General features: G+C 65.2%; 12 protein-coding genes. 3 read left to right on the plus strand and 9 right to left on the minus strand.

The genetic code is table 11. The features are described from left to right. Window positions 1–454: hypothetical protein (locus R2770_21700; GenBank protein MEZ5283080.1), on the minus strand; the 454-nt coding region annotated here is incomplete at its 3' end. Beyond that, the gene (locus tag R2770_21705) at window positions 451–768 is read right to left on the minus strand and encodes a helix-turn-helix transcriptional regulator (protein MEZ5283081.1); all 318 of its coding nucleotides are present in this window, start codon (window positions 766–768) and stop codon (window positions 451–453) included. The genes R2770_21700 and R2770_21705, both read right to left, overlap by 4 nt. A 103-nt stretch (window positions 769–871) precedes the next feature. Here R2770_21705 and R2770_21710 point away from each other — a divergent pair, with 103 nt between their 5' ends. After that, window positions 872–1,063, plus strand: coding sequence for a hypothetical protein (locus R2770_21710; GenBank protein ID MEZ5283082.1), 192 nt, complete (start codon window positions 872–874; stop codon window positions 1,061–1,063). Beyond that, window positions 1,060–1,437 (plus strand): type II toxin-antitoxin system death-on-curing family toxin, encoded by a 378-nt coding sequence (locus tag R2770_21715; GenBank protein MEZ5283083.1) that lies wholly within the window; start codon window positions 1,060–1,062, stop codon window positions 1,435–1,437. Before R2770_21710 ends, R2770_21715 begins: the two co-directional genes overlap by 4 nt. A gap of 228 nt (window positions 1,438–1,665) precedes the next feature. Here the strand turns inward: R2770_21715 and leuA are convergent, their stop codons facing one another. After that, window positions 1,666–3,348: a 2-isopropylmalate synthase gene (gene leuA, locus R2770_21720; GenBank protein MEZ5283084.1), complete on the minus strand. Its 1,683-nt coding sequence runs from the start codon at window positions 3,346–3,348 to the stop codon at window positions 1,666–1,668. A gap of 282 nt (window positions 3,349–3,630) precedes the next feature. On the opposite strand from leuA, the gene R2770_21725 reads away from it, so the two are divergent. Next, window positions 3,631–5,211, plus strand: coding sequence for a CpsD/CapB family tyrosine-protein kinase (locus tag R2770_21725; protein ID MEZ5283085.1), 1,581 nt, complete (start codon window positions 3,631–3,633; stop codon window positions 5,209–5,211). 9 nt (window positions 5,212–5,220) lie between these two features. On the opposite strand, the gene ppk1 is transcribed toward R2770_21725, so the two are convergent. The 6 genes from ppk1 to R2770_21755 form a co-directional block, all read right to left on the minus strand. Beyond that, window positions 5,221–7,278, minus strand: a complete 2,058-nt coding sequence (ppk1, locus tag R2770_21730; protein ID MEZ5283086.1) for a polyphosphate kinase 1 — start codon at window positions 7,276–7,278, stop codon at window positions 5,221–5,223. Then, a complete protein-coding gene (locus tag R2770_21735; protein MEZ5283087.1) occupies window positions 7,247–8,482 on the minus strand; it encodes an O-antigen ligase family protein in 1,236 nt (411 codons plus the stop codon). The genes ppk1 and R2770_21735 overlap by 32 nt, the downstream gene beginning before the upstream one ends. 4 nt (window positions 8,483–8,486) lie before the next feature. Further along, window positions 8,487–9,266, minus strand: coding sequence for a hypothetical protein (locus R2770_21740; GenBank protein ID MEZ5283088.1), 780 nt, complete (start codon window positions 9,264–9,266; stop codon window positions 8,487–8,489). Beyond that, window positions 9,266–11,674: an FG-GAP-like repeat-containing protein gene (locus tag R2770_21745; protein ID MEZ5283089.1), complete on the minus strand. Its 2,409-nt coding sequence runs from the start codon at window positions 11,672–11,674 to the stop codon at window positions 9,266–9,268. The genes R2770_21740 and R2770_21745 overlap by 1 nt, the downstream gene beginning before the upstream one ends. Window positions 11,675–11,741: 67 nt before the next feature. Beyond that, window positions 11,742–12,881, minus strand: a complete 1,140-nt coding sequence (locus tag R2770_21750) for an MFS transporter (protein MEZ5283090.1) — start codon at window positions 12,879–12,881, stop codon at window positions 11,742–11,744. Window positions 12,882–12,955: 74 nt separating this feature from the next. Beyond that, window positions 12,956–14,488 carry an acetolactate synthase large subunit gene (locus tag R2770_21755; GenBank protein ID MEZ5283091.1) on the minus strand — a complete coding sequence of 511 codons (1,533 nt, stop codon included), beginning with the start codon at window positions 14,486–14,488 and terminating at the stop codon, window positions 12,956–12,958. Window positions 14,489–14,622 lie beyond the last annotated feature (134 nt).

Below are 14,622 nucleotides of genomic sequence, written 5' to 3' on the forward strand. Positions count from 1 at the left end.
GTGTGTCGAGCGAACCGGCTACTGCCATCTCTTCGAGGTCGGCCCAGTCCTTGGTTCGGTTGAAGAATGCCTTGAACACGGCCAGGTCGCTGCAGGCCAAGAAGGGAACGTCGGCGCCGCCGAAGCGCTCGAGCCTGGCTCGGCGACTCGCTTGGTCGTGGAACGGTGTGGTGTTGAAGAACACATCGACCGGTGTCTCGCCCCACCACAGCCGGGTCTGGCCATCCCTAGAGATTGCTGCGCGGTCTTCTTCGGTGATCTCGATGTCGGCTGGGAGGCACCGCAGGGCCAAGTCGGCGGCGGCGGCTTCTACGAATAGGTTGACGTCGATGTCGATGGTCGCCCTGGCCCGCTCTGTGCACCAGGCCAGGGCAAGCGCTCCGCCGAACGCATGGGCAATACCGCCGTCAGAAAGGTGGCGGTGAAGCGTGATGATTTGTTCGACGAGCGTCATCGGGCCCTGGCGAACACTGGAGCCTGCAGGGTGGGAGAGTGGCGGGCCGGGAACTGGGCGGCGAGCTCGAGCACAGCGGCAAGCTCGTCGCCTTTGCTGCCACCCAGGCCGCTGCGGTGTCGGCGTGTCAGCTGAACGTCGGAGGCATACCCGCAGGCGCGAAGAATCCGGTCGAGCGTGGCGACGTTGGGCGACTTCCTGCCCGACTCGTAGGCCGCGATCGTCGAATGTGATGTTGCGGCCGCGGCGGCAAGCTCTCGAAGCGTCAGTCCCGAACCCAATCGGGCCTCTCTAATCAGACTCGCTGCATCCATACCGTCATGGTATCCGAACGGATACCACGGTAGGCAGATTCTTTGGTCCCATCGCTCTCTCTACCCTCGGTATCCCGATCGGTATACTCGGGGGATGGCCTCGATGACCACGATCAAAGTCTCGACCGAAACTCGCGATCGGCTCCGCGCCATGTTTCCCGACGCGACGATGGACGATGCGGTCAACGCTGCGTGCGACGCACTTGCAGACCAGCAGATGCTCGAGCGTCTCGACGCAATAGCGGCCAAAGTGATGACGGTCCACGGTGAAGCGCTGGACCGGCTGGGACGTTGATCGTCTATCTCGAACTGCGTCACGCGGTGCGGCTCGCAACCCATTTGCTCGGCGATCCGCTGCCAGTGCGCGACCTGGGGTTGCTCGATTCTGCTATCGCCCGGCCCAGGGCCTCGTTCGGTGGCGTCGACCTCTACCCGGATCTGTGGCACAGGGCGGCGGCACTGTTGATCTCGGTCGTGGTGAACCACCCGTTGGTGGACGGAAACAAGCGTCTCGGCTGGATGTGTGCGGCTGCCATGCTCGAGTTGAACGATGTCGACATAGCGGCGGCGTCCAACGACGACGTCTATGACCTGGTGATCGACGTGGCCACCGGACTCGACGAGGTGTCGCAAGTGGCTCGCCGCCTGCACGGCCTGATGCAGAGCTGAGCTCTGATCGGGGCGCTCCCCGACGCGACAGGCGCTGTCCCACCGCTTGGATGGGTTCTTCGCACCTTCCCCTCGATGTGACAACAACCCGAGGGTTACCATGATTTCTGATGCGAACCGCCGACACCTTCACGACCGGCTCGTTCCGGCAATCGGCCCCGAGGCGAGCGAGATTCTCTTGCCGCACTGATCATCGCCGCGGGCGCTCTGCTGTAGCTACACCGGGTTCTAGGTGCGGTTGATGGCGCTGACGAGTGCTTTCATCGAGGCGGTGACGATGTTGGGGTGTACGCCGACGCCCCAGAAGACGTCGCCGTTGGGGTTCTCGATTTCGACATACGCGGCTGCGCTGGCGTCGGCAGAGGTGCCCATGGAGTGTTCGGTGTAGTCGACAAGGACACACTCGATGCCGCACTCCTTTTCTATGGCGTGCTTGAACGCCGAGAGGGGGCCGTTGCCGGTGCCCTTGATGATGCGCTGATCGCCGTTGAGCATGACGGTCGCCTCGACCTCGACCTCGTCTGATGCGTTGGAGTCGTAGCTGGACTTGTGGCCGACGTAGGTGAGGGGCCTGGTGGTGTTGAGGTAGGTCTCCTCGAAGGTCTTGTAGATGGCGTCTGGCAAGATCTCGCCGCCGTCGTCGGTGATCTTCTGGATGACTCGGGCGAACTCGATCTGCAGGCGGCGGGGCATGTCGATGCCGTAGTCGTTCTTCAACACATAGGCGACACCACCCTTGCCGCTCTGCGAGTTGACCCTGATGATGTCCTGATAGGTGCGACCCAGGTGGGCGGGGTCGACCGGCAGGTAGGGGACCTCCCACTCGCCGTACTCGTCGCCGATGGCCTCGAAGCCCTTCTTGATGGCGTCTTGATGGCTGCCGCTGAAGGCGGTGTAGACCAGGTCGCCAACCCATGGATGCCGCGGATGCACCTCGATCTGGTTGCAGTATTCGGACACCCGGCGGGCATGGTCGATGCGGCTGAAGTCGATCTCGGGATCGACGCCCTGGGTGAACATGTTGATGCCCAAGGTGACGATGTCGACGTTGCCCGTGCGCTCGCCGTTGCCGAACAAGGTGCCCTCGATGCGGTCTGCGCCTGCCATGAGGCCCATCTCGGCGGCCGCCACAGCGGTGCCGCGGTCGTTGTGCGGGTGCAGCGACAAGATGACCCGATCGCGGTCGCTGAAGTTGCGGTGGCAGTACTCGATCATGTCGGCGTACAGGTTGGGCGTAGACATCTCGACCGTTGCCGGCAGGTTGATGATGCACGGATCGTCGGCCGACGAGCCGAAGGTGTCCATGACCCGCTCGGAGATCTCGATTGCGAAATCGATCTCGGTGCCGGTGAAGCTCTCTGGCGAGTACTCGAAGCGGATGTTGGGGTTGCCGCTCTGCTCGCGCAGCCTGGTGCACAGCTCGGCGCCCTGCACAGCGATGTCGATGATGCCGTCGTAGTCGAGGCCGAACACGACGCGTCGCTGGAGGGTGGAAGTGGAGTTGTAGAGGTGAACGATTGCCCGGTTGCAGCCGGCCAGGCTCTCGAAGGTGCGCTCGATGATTTCAGGACGAGACTGGGTCAGCACCTGGATGGTGACGTCGTCGGGGATCTTGTTGCCCTCGATCAGCTCGCGCAGGAAGTCGAAGTCGGGCTGGGATGCCGCCGGAAACCCGACCTCGATCTCCTTGTAGCCCATCTCGACCAGCAGCTCGAACATCTCGTGCTTGCGGGCAACATCCATGGGGTCGATGAGGGCCTGGTTGCCGTCGCGCAGGTCTACCGAACACCAGGTGGGGGCCTTGGTGATGCGGGCATCTGGCCAGGTGCGGTCGGTCAGATTGGGGGCGTAGGCGTACGGAACGTACTTGTCGAAGGGCATTCGGCTCGGCTGCTGAGCTGACGTCTTCATGATGTTGACCTCTGTGAATCGTTGGCTGCTGTGTGAACCAGGGACTGCGAATCGAACCCGAAAACCAAAAGAACCCCCCGGCCCGTGGGCACAGGAGGTTCGGCGGGTGCCGGTATGTGGGCACCCACCTACATGAGGAGGAGAAGCGACGCGGAGAAATGGCTCACGGGAAGTATGGTAACCAGGTCGTTTACAGGGTGCAACCCTGACCCCTAATGTGTCCGCAGTCGGGTTGGGCGCGTGCGACGAAACGATTGGACACCGGTGGCCGACAGTCGATACTTGGACGAAGACGAACTGATAACTCGCCGTGCGCTTCGTTCCCTGCGCAAGGCGGCGCCAATCGCCGTCCTGGTGGCCATCGCAGCCGGGCTGGCTGCCTTCCTGACCCAGACCGTCAGCGACCCCACCTATAGCTCGAAAGCATCGGTGGAACTGACCGACGAGGCCGCAGCGGGCATCGGTGCGTCGAGAACCCGCAACGACGCTTTGCAAGAGATCGCCGCCCAGCTGCTGCGCCTGGAGTCTGCCGAGTTCGAGGTGGCGGTGGCCGAGCGGATGGGCGACCAGGGCGACGACCTGATTCGCTTCTTCGGGACGAACAGCGAAGAAACGCCCGTCATCGTCATCACCGCCGAGGCCACCAACGCCCAGGCCGCCCAACTGGGCGTAGACGCCGCCGTCGACGAATTCGTCGCCCAACGCGTGGTCGAGTCGAACGAGAACCTCAGCCGCGAGCTGACTCCACTTCGCGAACAGCGCGACCAGGTGCTGGCCGACATCGACGCCCTTCGAGCCCAACTGGACGAGGCCCGGGCCAACGGCGCCACCCAGGACGAGATCTCGATCCTCGAGAACCGCACCGGCCAGGCGCTGGACCGCCTTGGCGACTATGACAAGGCCATTCAAGAGCGCGAGTTCCTGATCGCCAGCTCGGCCGGCGAGGTTCGCGTGATCAACCGGGCAACGCCAGCTGTCGAGTCAGCCCAGAGTTCGATCATGAGGCCCGTGCAGATCGCCGTGTTGGCGTTGGTGCTGACCCTGATCGCCGCCGTGGTGATCTCGCGTGTTCGGGGAAAGCTGAACCTGCTTGACGACGTACGCGCCGTCGCCGGCCCCGACGTGCCGATCCTGGCGACGATTCCGAAGTTCCGCAAGAAGTTCTCCGACGGCAGCGCTGCATTGGTAGTGGGCCGACGCAACGCCAGGCGCGAAGCCGAGGCGTTCCGCTACATGCGCACCGCGATCGAGGTCGCCACCGAAGGCCAGACCCCATTGGTGGTGGCGTTCACCAGCGCCAACCCGAACGAAGGCAAGAGCGTGACGGCCGGCAACTATGCCCTGGCCATGGCACGCTCTGGCCGGTCGACGGTGGTGCTGGACGGCGACCTGCTGAACTCGACCGTGTCCGAGCTGTTCGACGCCGAAGGCCAGAACGCATTCGCCGCCGTTATGCACGGCAATGTCGACCCCACCACGGAACAGTGGTTCGAATACCCGACCAGCGGCGAGCCCGTGACCCTTCTGGTGTCGCCAAAGGCCAAGAACTCGGCCAGCCGTTATGAGCTGGCGTCGAGTCACGTCAACGCCGTGTACGGCAAGCTCGAAACCAGCTGGAACACCGTGGTGGTCGACTGCCCGCCCGCACTGGCCGTCAGCGACGCGCTGGTGCTTGCCAAGGAAGCCGACGTGGCCATCCTGGTCGTACGCATGGGCAAGACCAGCCGTCGCGAGCTCGACAACGCCCTGATCCAGTGCGAACAAGCCGGCGTGCGCCTGGCCGGAATAGTCACCACACACTCGACCGAGAAAGCCGAGTCGTACTACGGCTATGGCTACTCGTATGGCGGCGGTGGCGAATAGCCGCCCGGGTCAGATGGTCTCCTGGCGGCCGTACAGGTAGGCCGCAGCGGCACCCTGCTCCATCGCTTCCTGCACGTCGAAGCTGTGCTCGTCGCGGTGCAGGCTCCACACACCCTCGTTATCGAGATGCCACGCGATGGCGTCCTCGTCGAGATAGAGGTCGATCATGCGGTTGAGCCGGTCGACATCGTTGGGCGAGCTGACGGGGGCCAAACACTCGACGCGGCCGTCGAGGTTGCGCTGCATCATGTCGGCCGAACCGATCAGATGGTGATAGCCACGGGCCGCCGACCCGAAGCGATAGATGCGGCTGTGTTCCAGGTAGCGGCCGACGATGCTGACCACATTGATGTTCTCGGACACCCCTTCGATGTCTGGCACCAAGCAGCAGATGCCACGCACTATCAGATCGACGCGCGTGCCGCGGCGGCTGGCCTCGTACAACGCCTGGATGATCTCGGGATCGACCAGCGAGTTCATCTTCATGACGATGTGGCCATCGTCGTAGTGGCTCTCGATGTCGATCAGCTCGAGGATGGCGGGGCGAACGCTTTGGGGCGCGATGACCAGACGGTTGAACTTGTCGTCTGCGCTGTATCCAGTGAGCGAGTTGAACAGATAGGTCAGGTCTGCGCCGACTTCGGGGTCGGAGGTGAACACGCCCAGGTCTTCGTAGATACGCGCGGTCTGGGCGTTGTAGTTGCCGGTACCGATGTGGCCATAGCGGCGGATGGTGTCGCCCTCCTGGCGCACAACCAGGGCCGTCTTGCTGTGGGTCTTTAGACCCACGAGGCCATAGGCCACGTGCACACCAGCGCGCTCGAGGCGTCTGGCGAAACCGATGTTGGCCTCTTCGTCGAAGCGGGCCTTCAGCTCGACCAGCACCACCACCTGCTTGCCGGCCTGGGCGGCCTCTATCAACGAGTCGACGATGGTCGAATCGGACGCGGTGCGATAGAGCGTCATCTTGATGGCCAACGTCCAGGGGTCTTTGGCTGCGCGGGCCACGAACTCTTCTACCGAGGACACGAACGACTCGTAGGGGTGGTGAACCAGCACGTCCTGGTCGCGAAGGGTCGCCCAGATGGAGCGGCCCGCGGCGCGGGCCCGCAAGAAGGCGGGGGGAATTTGCGGGGTGTAGGTCTCGTACTTGAGCTCGGGACGATCGAGGTTGTACAGCGACCACAGGCCGGTCATGTCGAGTGGGCCGTCGAGTAGGTAGATGTGCTGGGGGTCTATGCGCAGCTCGCGCTGCAGCAACTCGAGCGCCTCGTCCTCGACGTGTTGTTCGACCTCGAGGCGCACGGCGCCGCCGAAACGACGGCGGGCGAGCTGGCTCTCGATCTCTTCCATCAAGTCGGCGGCGGTGTCGTCGTCGATCTCGATGTCGGTATCGCGGGTGACGCGGAACGGCACGTGGCTGACCACATCCATGCCGGGGAACAGCTCGCCCAGATGTACGGCGATGACCTGCTCGAGCGGCACGAACCGCTCGCCGTCTGGCATCACGACGAAGCGGGGGAGGATGGGCGGAACCTTCACCCTGGCGAACTGCAAGGCGCCACCCTCGGGATGGCGAAGGAACACGGCCAGGTTCAGCGACTTGTTGGAGATGTAGGGAAACGGGTGGGCCGGGTCTACGGCCAGCGGCGTCAGCACCGGGAACATCCGGTCGCGGAACATGACGTCGAGAAATTCGCGGTCGTCGTCGTCGAGGCTCTGCCAGTTGCTGTAAGCGATGCCCTCGGTGGCAAGCGCCGGAACCAGCTCGGTGTGGAAGATGCGCTCGGCACGCTCGTGCTGCTGCTGCACCTTCTCGCGAATGCCGGCCAGGATCTGCGAACGATTCATGGCGTCGGGTGCCAGCTTGCCTACGCCCGCGGCCAATTGGTTGACCACGCCGGCAACGCGCACCTGAAAGAACTCGTCGAGGTTGGAGCTGTGAATCGCCAAGAACTTGGCGCGCTCTAGCAGAGGAACCGTTTCGTCGTCGGCGATCGCCAGCACGCGATCGTTGAAGTCGAGCCAGCTCAGCTCACGGTTGATGTAGGGGAAGTCGTCGTCCATCGGTGCCTCGGATTGAACCTACAGACTCCTGTCGACCCTCGCCCAGCGCGGTCGAGTGAACTCCGGGTGAACTCGTGGACCCTGTTGCGATCACCACGAACCATGCAGCGGTTATCAAGCCGGGTAGCCCCGACGTGGGCATGGTGACCGACATCACCAACAGATAGGCGAGCAACGGCCGGAGGCGACGGCTCTTCCATGGCGCGGCCCTGACCAGGGCCACCAAGGCCAACCCCAGGCCCACCAACCCGAGCTCGCGGGCTATCTCGATCGCATGATTGTGCGAGCTTGCGCTGAACACGGCGATGCCTTCGCCGTGGGCGGCCGCACGTATCTGGGGTTCGCCCGACGCCAGGCCAGCACCAGTCAAAGGATCTTGCTCGATCGCGTTGAACGAAAGCCGCCAGATGGGGGTGCGGCCATTGAGCTCGGACAGTTGCTCGGTGCTGTCACGTCTGACGGCGCTGGTGGCATCGGCCAGATCCACCTGCGGGTACACCAGCACCGCCGCCACGAACCCGGCGACGATCAACGGCATGGGGGCCCGGTCGAACGCGGCGACCAGGCCTGCGACGGCAAGTGCCCCAAACGCTGTTCGGGTATCGGACTCGACCACGGCATAGAGGCCCGCGGGCAGCGATATCGCAATGATGGCGGCACTGGCCGCCCGACGCTTGGTGCCAGCGGCGCTGATGGCACCACAAACGATGAACAGCCCAGCGATGTAGGCCATGACGTTCGGCTCGGACGCGTAACCCCCGAACCGGCCCAGGAACAAGCTGTCGTCGGCCGGGCTGATCGCGTCGCCCACGAGGGAGGCATAGGTGAACACGCCCGTGCCTACAGCAACACCCAAGAACCCACGGCCTGGCCCAAGCGCGGCCGCGACCGCCGCAAGGGCCACCGCAGCAAGACCCAACGCCGCAAACACCGAACGGGCTGGGTCGATGCCAAACAGGCCGCTGATCGCCGCCCAACCGACCAGCGCGGCCAGCGGCCACAGGCGCGCAAGGCGGTCCCTTGGGGCTCTGGCGATGGTGAAGATGCCCACCGCCGCCGCGAACGTCCACACCACAACCAGTGCCAGCGTTCTGTTGGACGGGCCGGTGGCCGAGGCCGTCCAGCCCCAGCCGGCGACCTGAAGATCGGCGACGCCCAGCATCGCCACCGCGATGACGGGCAAGATGCGACCGAGACGGCTCATCGGGTCAGCTTGGTCGGGTGGCGAGCGCGGCCAGCAACACGGCGGCCACTATGGCTGCCACCGCGCCTGCAAGAGCGGCGTCGCGGGCCGGCTTGGGCGCAACAACCCCCAGCGCAGACGACGAGACTACGTCGACGGGCACGATCGTTCCCTCGATCTCGGCGCCGAGTTGCTCGATCTGGCGTTCGAGGTAGTTGCGCGACTCGACCAGGCTGTTGACGTTGCGCTGAAGCTCGTCGCGGACCGCGGCCTCGGCCTGGTCGCCTGCAGCATCGCGAACAGCTTCGGCCTCGGCGAGGGCAGCCTTGGTTTCGACCAACTGGTCTTCGAGGGCCTCGACCCTCGTACGCAGCACCAGCGTGGCTGCCGCAGCCCGCTCGTCTATGCCCAGGCCGACGATCTCGTCTGCGACGGACGTGGCCGTCGCTTGATCGTCGGCTTCGACAACGATGTCGAGCAGGTTGTTGAAACGCGAGATCACCTCGATCTGGAGGCCACTGGTCGAGGCCATCCTGGCGTCGGCCTCTGTCGTGAGAACCTCGGCCAGGGCGTTGCGATTGTCCCAAGCTCCGTTGGCGCTGTCGCGCAGGCCGAGAACGGTGGTCTCGTGAGCGAAGCGGTCGGCGGTGGCAGAACGCACCACAAAAGCAGCCGCGAACACGACGGCTCCCACCACCAGGGGGGTCAACCCAAGAGCGATGGCGCGGTTGCGGCCCGACTTTTGCCGGCGGGCAGCCGACCGGCGGCGCGGTGCATCAGCGACGTTGCTGCTGGGTTCGTCCACTAGACCCCCGGGTTCTCGAACACGACCACACGGCCGTGAGTCCAACCCAGAGAGGCTATGTCGAGGTCGTTGTCGCCGTCGAGATCGACCAAGACCGTGGCGTCGTGGTGTTCGTCGCCGGTGGAGATGCGACCGCGCAGCCACGAGCGGCTGTCGCCGCCGTTCTCAAACAGCAGGAGCGACATCGAGTTGGGGTCGGTGGTCGAGTGTTCGCCCACGACCACGTCGATGTCGCCGTCGCGGTCTATGTCGCCCACGTCCATCGACAGACCCAACGTCACATCACCGATCGGGTGCTCGGTCCAAGGGTCTTCGGGGTTGTCGCCCTGCTCGTACCAGGCGACCCTGCCGTTCTGGGAGTCTTCATAGGAAACCACGACGTCTATGTCGCCGTCGCCGTCCATGTCGACCGAGCGATGCCTGTCGGGTGTTCCGGTTGCAGGCTGATGAAGGGTGACGGTGGGCGAACCGCCCGGACGGTTGGGCAGCCACATGGTGCCCATCATCACGTCGAGGTCGCCGTCACCGTCGACATCGGGCGAGCTGAGGTCTTCGTCCTGGCTCTCGTCGATGATGACCTCGTAATCCCACCGGCGCGTCGACTCTTCGCCCACGACGGGCGAGAACGACTGGATTCCCTTGCCCGCCTCGTGCCAGCTGATGAGCACCCGCAGCCTCTCGGTATCTCCGAATGCTCCGGCGGTGGCGCCCTGCACGAAGTCGCCATCACCCTCGGCGATGCCGGGGATGACGGTGAACTGGCCACCACCATCGTTGCGCGCCCACACCATGTCGGCGTTGGGCTCTGAGCCAACCCCCTCGGTGCCGAAGGCGTCGAGGTCGCCATCGAGATCGAGGTCGTAAAGCAGGACAACCTGGTTGAGAGGCTCGCCGAAGCTGTTGCGAACCCACTCGCCGGTCGTGTCGCCTGGGTTCTGATACCACCACGGTCCGGCAGCGAGGTCGGCATCGCCATCGCCGTCGAGGTCGCCGGCACGCAAGAACACGGCCCGGTCGGGGCGGTTGGGATCGATGACGGTGCGCTGCCAACCGTTGGCCAGCGCGGTCGCCTCGCTGTTGATCCACACATCGAGCCTGGGGGTGTCCCAGTTGAACGGCTTCGAGACGATGTCGAGGTCGCCGTCGCCGTCGACGTCGCCGAACGACGAGGCATGGTTGTCCATACCAAACGAGATGTCTCGCGTTTCGAACGAGCCCGCGCCGTCGTTCAGGAACACGGTGAGCCTTGCGGCGTCGCCGACCTCCAGACGCATCTCACCGCTCAAGATGTCGACGTCGCCGTCGCCGTCTACATCGCCGGCGTCGAGACTGTGGCCCTGGTTCGTGACCGAACGCAGCTCGTTACGGACCCACTGCGAGCCGTCCCACTGGAACCACACCGTCGGCCCCGCTGCCTCGCCGGAGTCGAAGATCAGCTCGGCGGCATCGCCTGCGACCAGCTGGGCCATGAGCGCTCGTCCACCGACCAGATCGGCGGCGATTTCGGTGGCGGAGAAGCCGCCGGATCCGTCGTTGACCAGCAGATTGCCGCCCGCCAGAAGGTCTATGTCGCCGTCGCCGTCGACATCACCGGCATCGAGGCCCTCGCTGGCGTCGGTGCCGAAGAAGATGCTGTCGCGGTTCCATTGGCCGGCCGAAGTCGGATCGGCAGGAATCGTCGCCGCCCACAGAGTCGGGGTCTCGGACCTCTGATTCCAGAAGATCAGCTCGGCCGGGCCGTCGCCGTCGATGTCGGCGAACACCATGTCGTGGTGCTTGGGACCGCCGTTCGTCTTGATGGTGCGGCGCGTCCAGCGCTGTTCGATGTTGTCGGCTCCGGGGTTCTCCCACCACCACACATCCTGGCTGGAGAAGTCGCCACCCATCGCCAGATCCAGGTCGCCGTCGCCGTCGATGTCGTGTGCTGCCCCGCCGGCCTCGATGCTGAGTTCGTCTGGCTCGATCACTGCTGTGGACCAGCCAGACGGGGTCAGGCGCATCAGTTGCAGAGCGTTCTCGCCGCGCCTGCCACCAACGATGATGTCGTCGCTGCCGTCGCCATCGAAGTCGGCCACGACCAGGGCGGTCTGCTCTGGGATTGGCTGCATGGCGGGAAGCTCGCCAGTCGACGTGCCGGTGTGGAACCAGCCCCACTGGGTCGAGAACCCGACGGGAACACTGTTGCCCTCGGTGGTGGTCGTTGTGCCGGCGGTGTCGTCGGTGGTGACGGTCGTGGTCGGCGAGGCGGTGGTCGTAGACGTCGGGTCGTTTGAGACCGTTGTCGAGGTGGACGAGGCAGAACTCTGAACCTCAGAGTCAGAGTCGGTGTCTGTCAACAGACCCAGCGCCACACCGACCACCACAGCCACCGCGACAGCTGCCGGAAACCACAGCCAACGAATACTCACCCGAGAGAGTCTGCCCCAAATAGCAACCTCGGTTGGGTCACCGAAGCCGTATCTGTGTCGCCCGCGGTCACTCGACGGTGCGAATGGCAGGTCGCAGGCTGATGGTGGCAGCCGCGCACGACACGACGAAACCGGTGATCACCAGCGTGTTGGGCGGCCCGATGGTGGCGTTGAGCCAGCTGGCCAGCGCTGCGGCCAACGGCAGGCTTCCGGTCATGGTCAACATCAGCAGGCCCATCACCCGGCCCATGTACTCGCCGGGTGTGTGCTCTTGGATCAAGGTCCGCTGCATGGTGACGACGATTCCGCCGCCCAGGCCCCAGGCCAACATCGCAACCGCAGACAGTGCATAGACCTTGCTGAACCCCAGCACCACCATCATCGAGCCCGAAATGCTGGAGAACGCCAGCGCCATCCAAAGACCCCGGCGCGAGATGGTCTTGCGGCTGGCGATGAATGCCGTGGTGGCAAACATTCCCACGCCCAGGAACAGGTTCAGCAAGCTGGCGGGCCCAGCGCCCAGACCCATCTCGTCGCGAACGATGTCGGGCGTCGAGATCTGCACCAGCGCACCTGCGGTCGACATCACCAAACCGCAGGCGACGAGGCTGCGCACGGGTTCGAGCCTGCGTACCAGCCGCAGCCCATCGCGTATTGCACCGGCACGAGCAGGCGGTTGCCCGGACGCTTGGGCGATGATGACCGGTCGCATCAAGTAGGCGGCCAGCACCAGGAACACCGCCATCACGGCGAACGAGGTCTGGATGTCGAATACCTCGATCACCACACCACCGACGACGGCTCCGGCCATCAACGAAACGTTCATCGCCATCGACCCCAGGGCCACACCGCTCATCAACAACTCGGGTTCGACCAACCTGGGAATGGCGGCCTGCAACGCCGGGCTCATCATGGCGATGGCGGCCCCGGCCAAGATCGCCACCGCAGCCGCCCACCGGGGGGTGGCGATGTCGGTGGCCACGAGGACGGCCGTGGTGATCATCACGCACGCAGCGGCCAGTGCCATGGCGATGATGAGATTGCGCTGGCTGACCCGGTCGCTGAGCGAGCCGGCCTGCAGGCTCAGCATCATGGCGGGCAACCCAAACCCCAGGATGACCAGACCGGGCGCGCCGTCCCAGTCTGTGAGCTCCTCTGTCAGCCACACGAACTGGAATCGCAGGCTGCCGCCCACGGTCATGATCAAGAAGTTGGCGGCCAGAAACCGCCGAAACAGGGGCCGCGACAGCAGTTCGCGGGCCGGGTGGCGGGCCGTTGCGGTCAGAGGAGGGCCTCGATGAGGTGGGGCCCCGGCTCTGCGTTTGCCCGGTCGAATGCAGCGACGAATTCGTCGGCTGTGGTGGCCCTGGTCGCGTCTACGCCCATTCCCTTGGCGACGGTGGCGAAGTCGATGACCGGATTGCCCAGCGACGTCAGCGAGGCCGCCTTGGGCCCCGGCTTCTCGATGCCGGCGCGCAACAACTCGACCTCGAGAATGGCGTAGCGCTGGTTGTTGCACAGAACCACGGTCACGTCGAGGTTCTCACGCGCCATCGTCCACAGTGACTGGATGGTGTACATCGACGAGCCATCGGCCTGGAAGGCGATGACACGACGGTCGGGTTGGGCACAGGCAGCTCCGACCGCCAGCGGAAGCCCGCCGCCGATTGCCCCGCCCGTGGGCGAGAAGCTGGGGTGGGTAGGGGCGCTGAGCGAATAGCGGCGAAGCCCCGCAGCCGACGTGATGCCTTCCTGGACCATCATGGCGCCGTCGGGCATGCCGGCGATGACCGCCGCGCCCAGGGTGTCGACGTTCAGCGGGCCGGTGGGCTTGTCGGGGCGGGCAGGTGTGCTGACCGGCTGGCGGGCTGCGCCGAGGGTCTGGGCGAGAGCGCCCAGCGCGGCCGCCACGTCGGCTTCGGGACCGCCCATCGAGAAGCGTCGCGAGCCTGCGGGCAGCGTTTCGCTGGGGGTATCGGGATAGCCGAAGAAGGTCACCGGTTCGGTGGTGCCAAGCATCACGGCGGTCTCGACATCGGCCAGCGCCTGCATGGCCTGTTCGGGGAAGTAAGGCACCTCGATGATTCGAGGTACTCCCTGGCCGACATCGGCGTTGGGCACCCGGTAGCTGAACAGCTGACAGCCGGTGGCGTGCGCGATGGCGGTGGCGTCGAGCGCCATGTCGGCAGTGAGCCAGGCGCCGCCCACGATCAAGGCGGTGCCGGGGCGTCGCAGAAGCTCGGCCGCCTCGGCTATGACGTCGTCGGCCACCGGGCTGAGGGCGCCGATCGTTGGCATGGTGATGTCGTCGGGAGCCTGTTCCCAGGTGACGTCGGCGGGGATGACCAGCGACGCTGGGCCCCGCTGGCCGGTGGTGGCGGCCTCGATCGCGGCGGCCGTGTCGGCGGAGATGTCGTTGGTCGACCGCACATAGCGGTGCCAACCGGCCCAGGTGGCGACCTTCTCGGTGTCTGAGGTCAAGGGAGCGTCGTAGGGGAGGTGCGACGTCGTCTGGTCGCCGATCAGGTTGACCACGGGTGAGAAGCCGCGCCGGGCGTTGTGGTTGTTGGCCAGGGCGTTGGCGAACCCGGGGCCCAGGTGGAACAGGCCGAGCGCCGGCTTGCCGCTGGCACGCCAGTAGCCGTCGGCCGCTCCGGAAGCTACACCCTCGAACATCGTCAGCACAGCACGCATGCCAGGTACGCGGTCGAGGGAGGCCACCATCGCCATCTCGGTCGTGCCCGGGTTGGCAAAGCAGGTGTCGATTCCCGCCGCAAGGGCGGTCTGGAACATGATGTCGGATCCGGTCGGCATCTCCGCAGTTTGGTCTGCCAAGAGCCTGGATGGCGAATCAGCTGCTCCGCTATCGGCCCCATGCCCGCGTCCAGGTCTTAGCGACAACTGAACCTCGGTGGCTCGTCCCCCGAGCTCCGACGGCGGCAGCACAC

The sequence above is a fragment of the Acidimicrobiales bacterium genome, from assembly GCA_041394185.1.
Taxonomy (GTDB): Bacteria; Actinomycetota; Acidimicrobiia; order Acidimicrobiales; family Poriferisodalaceae; genus JAAETH01.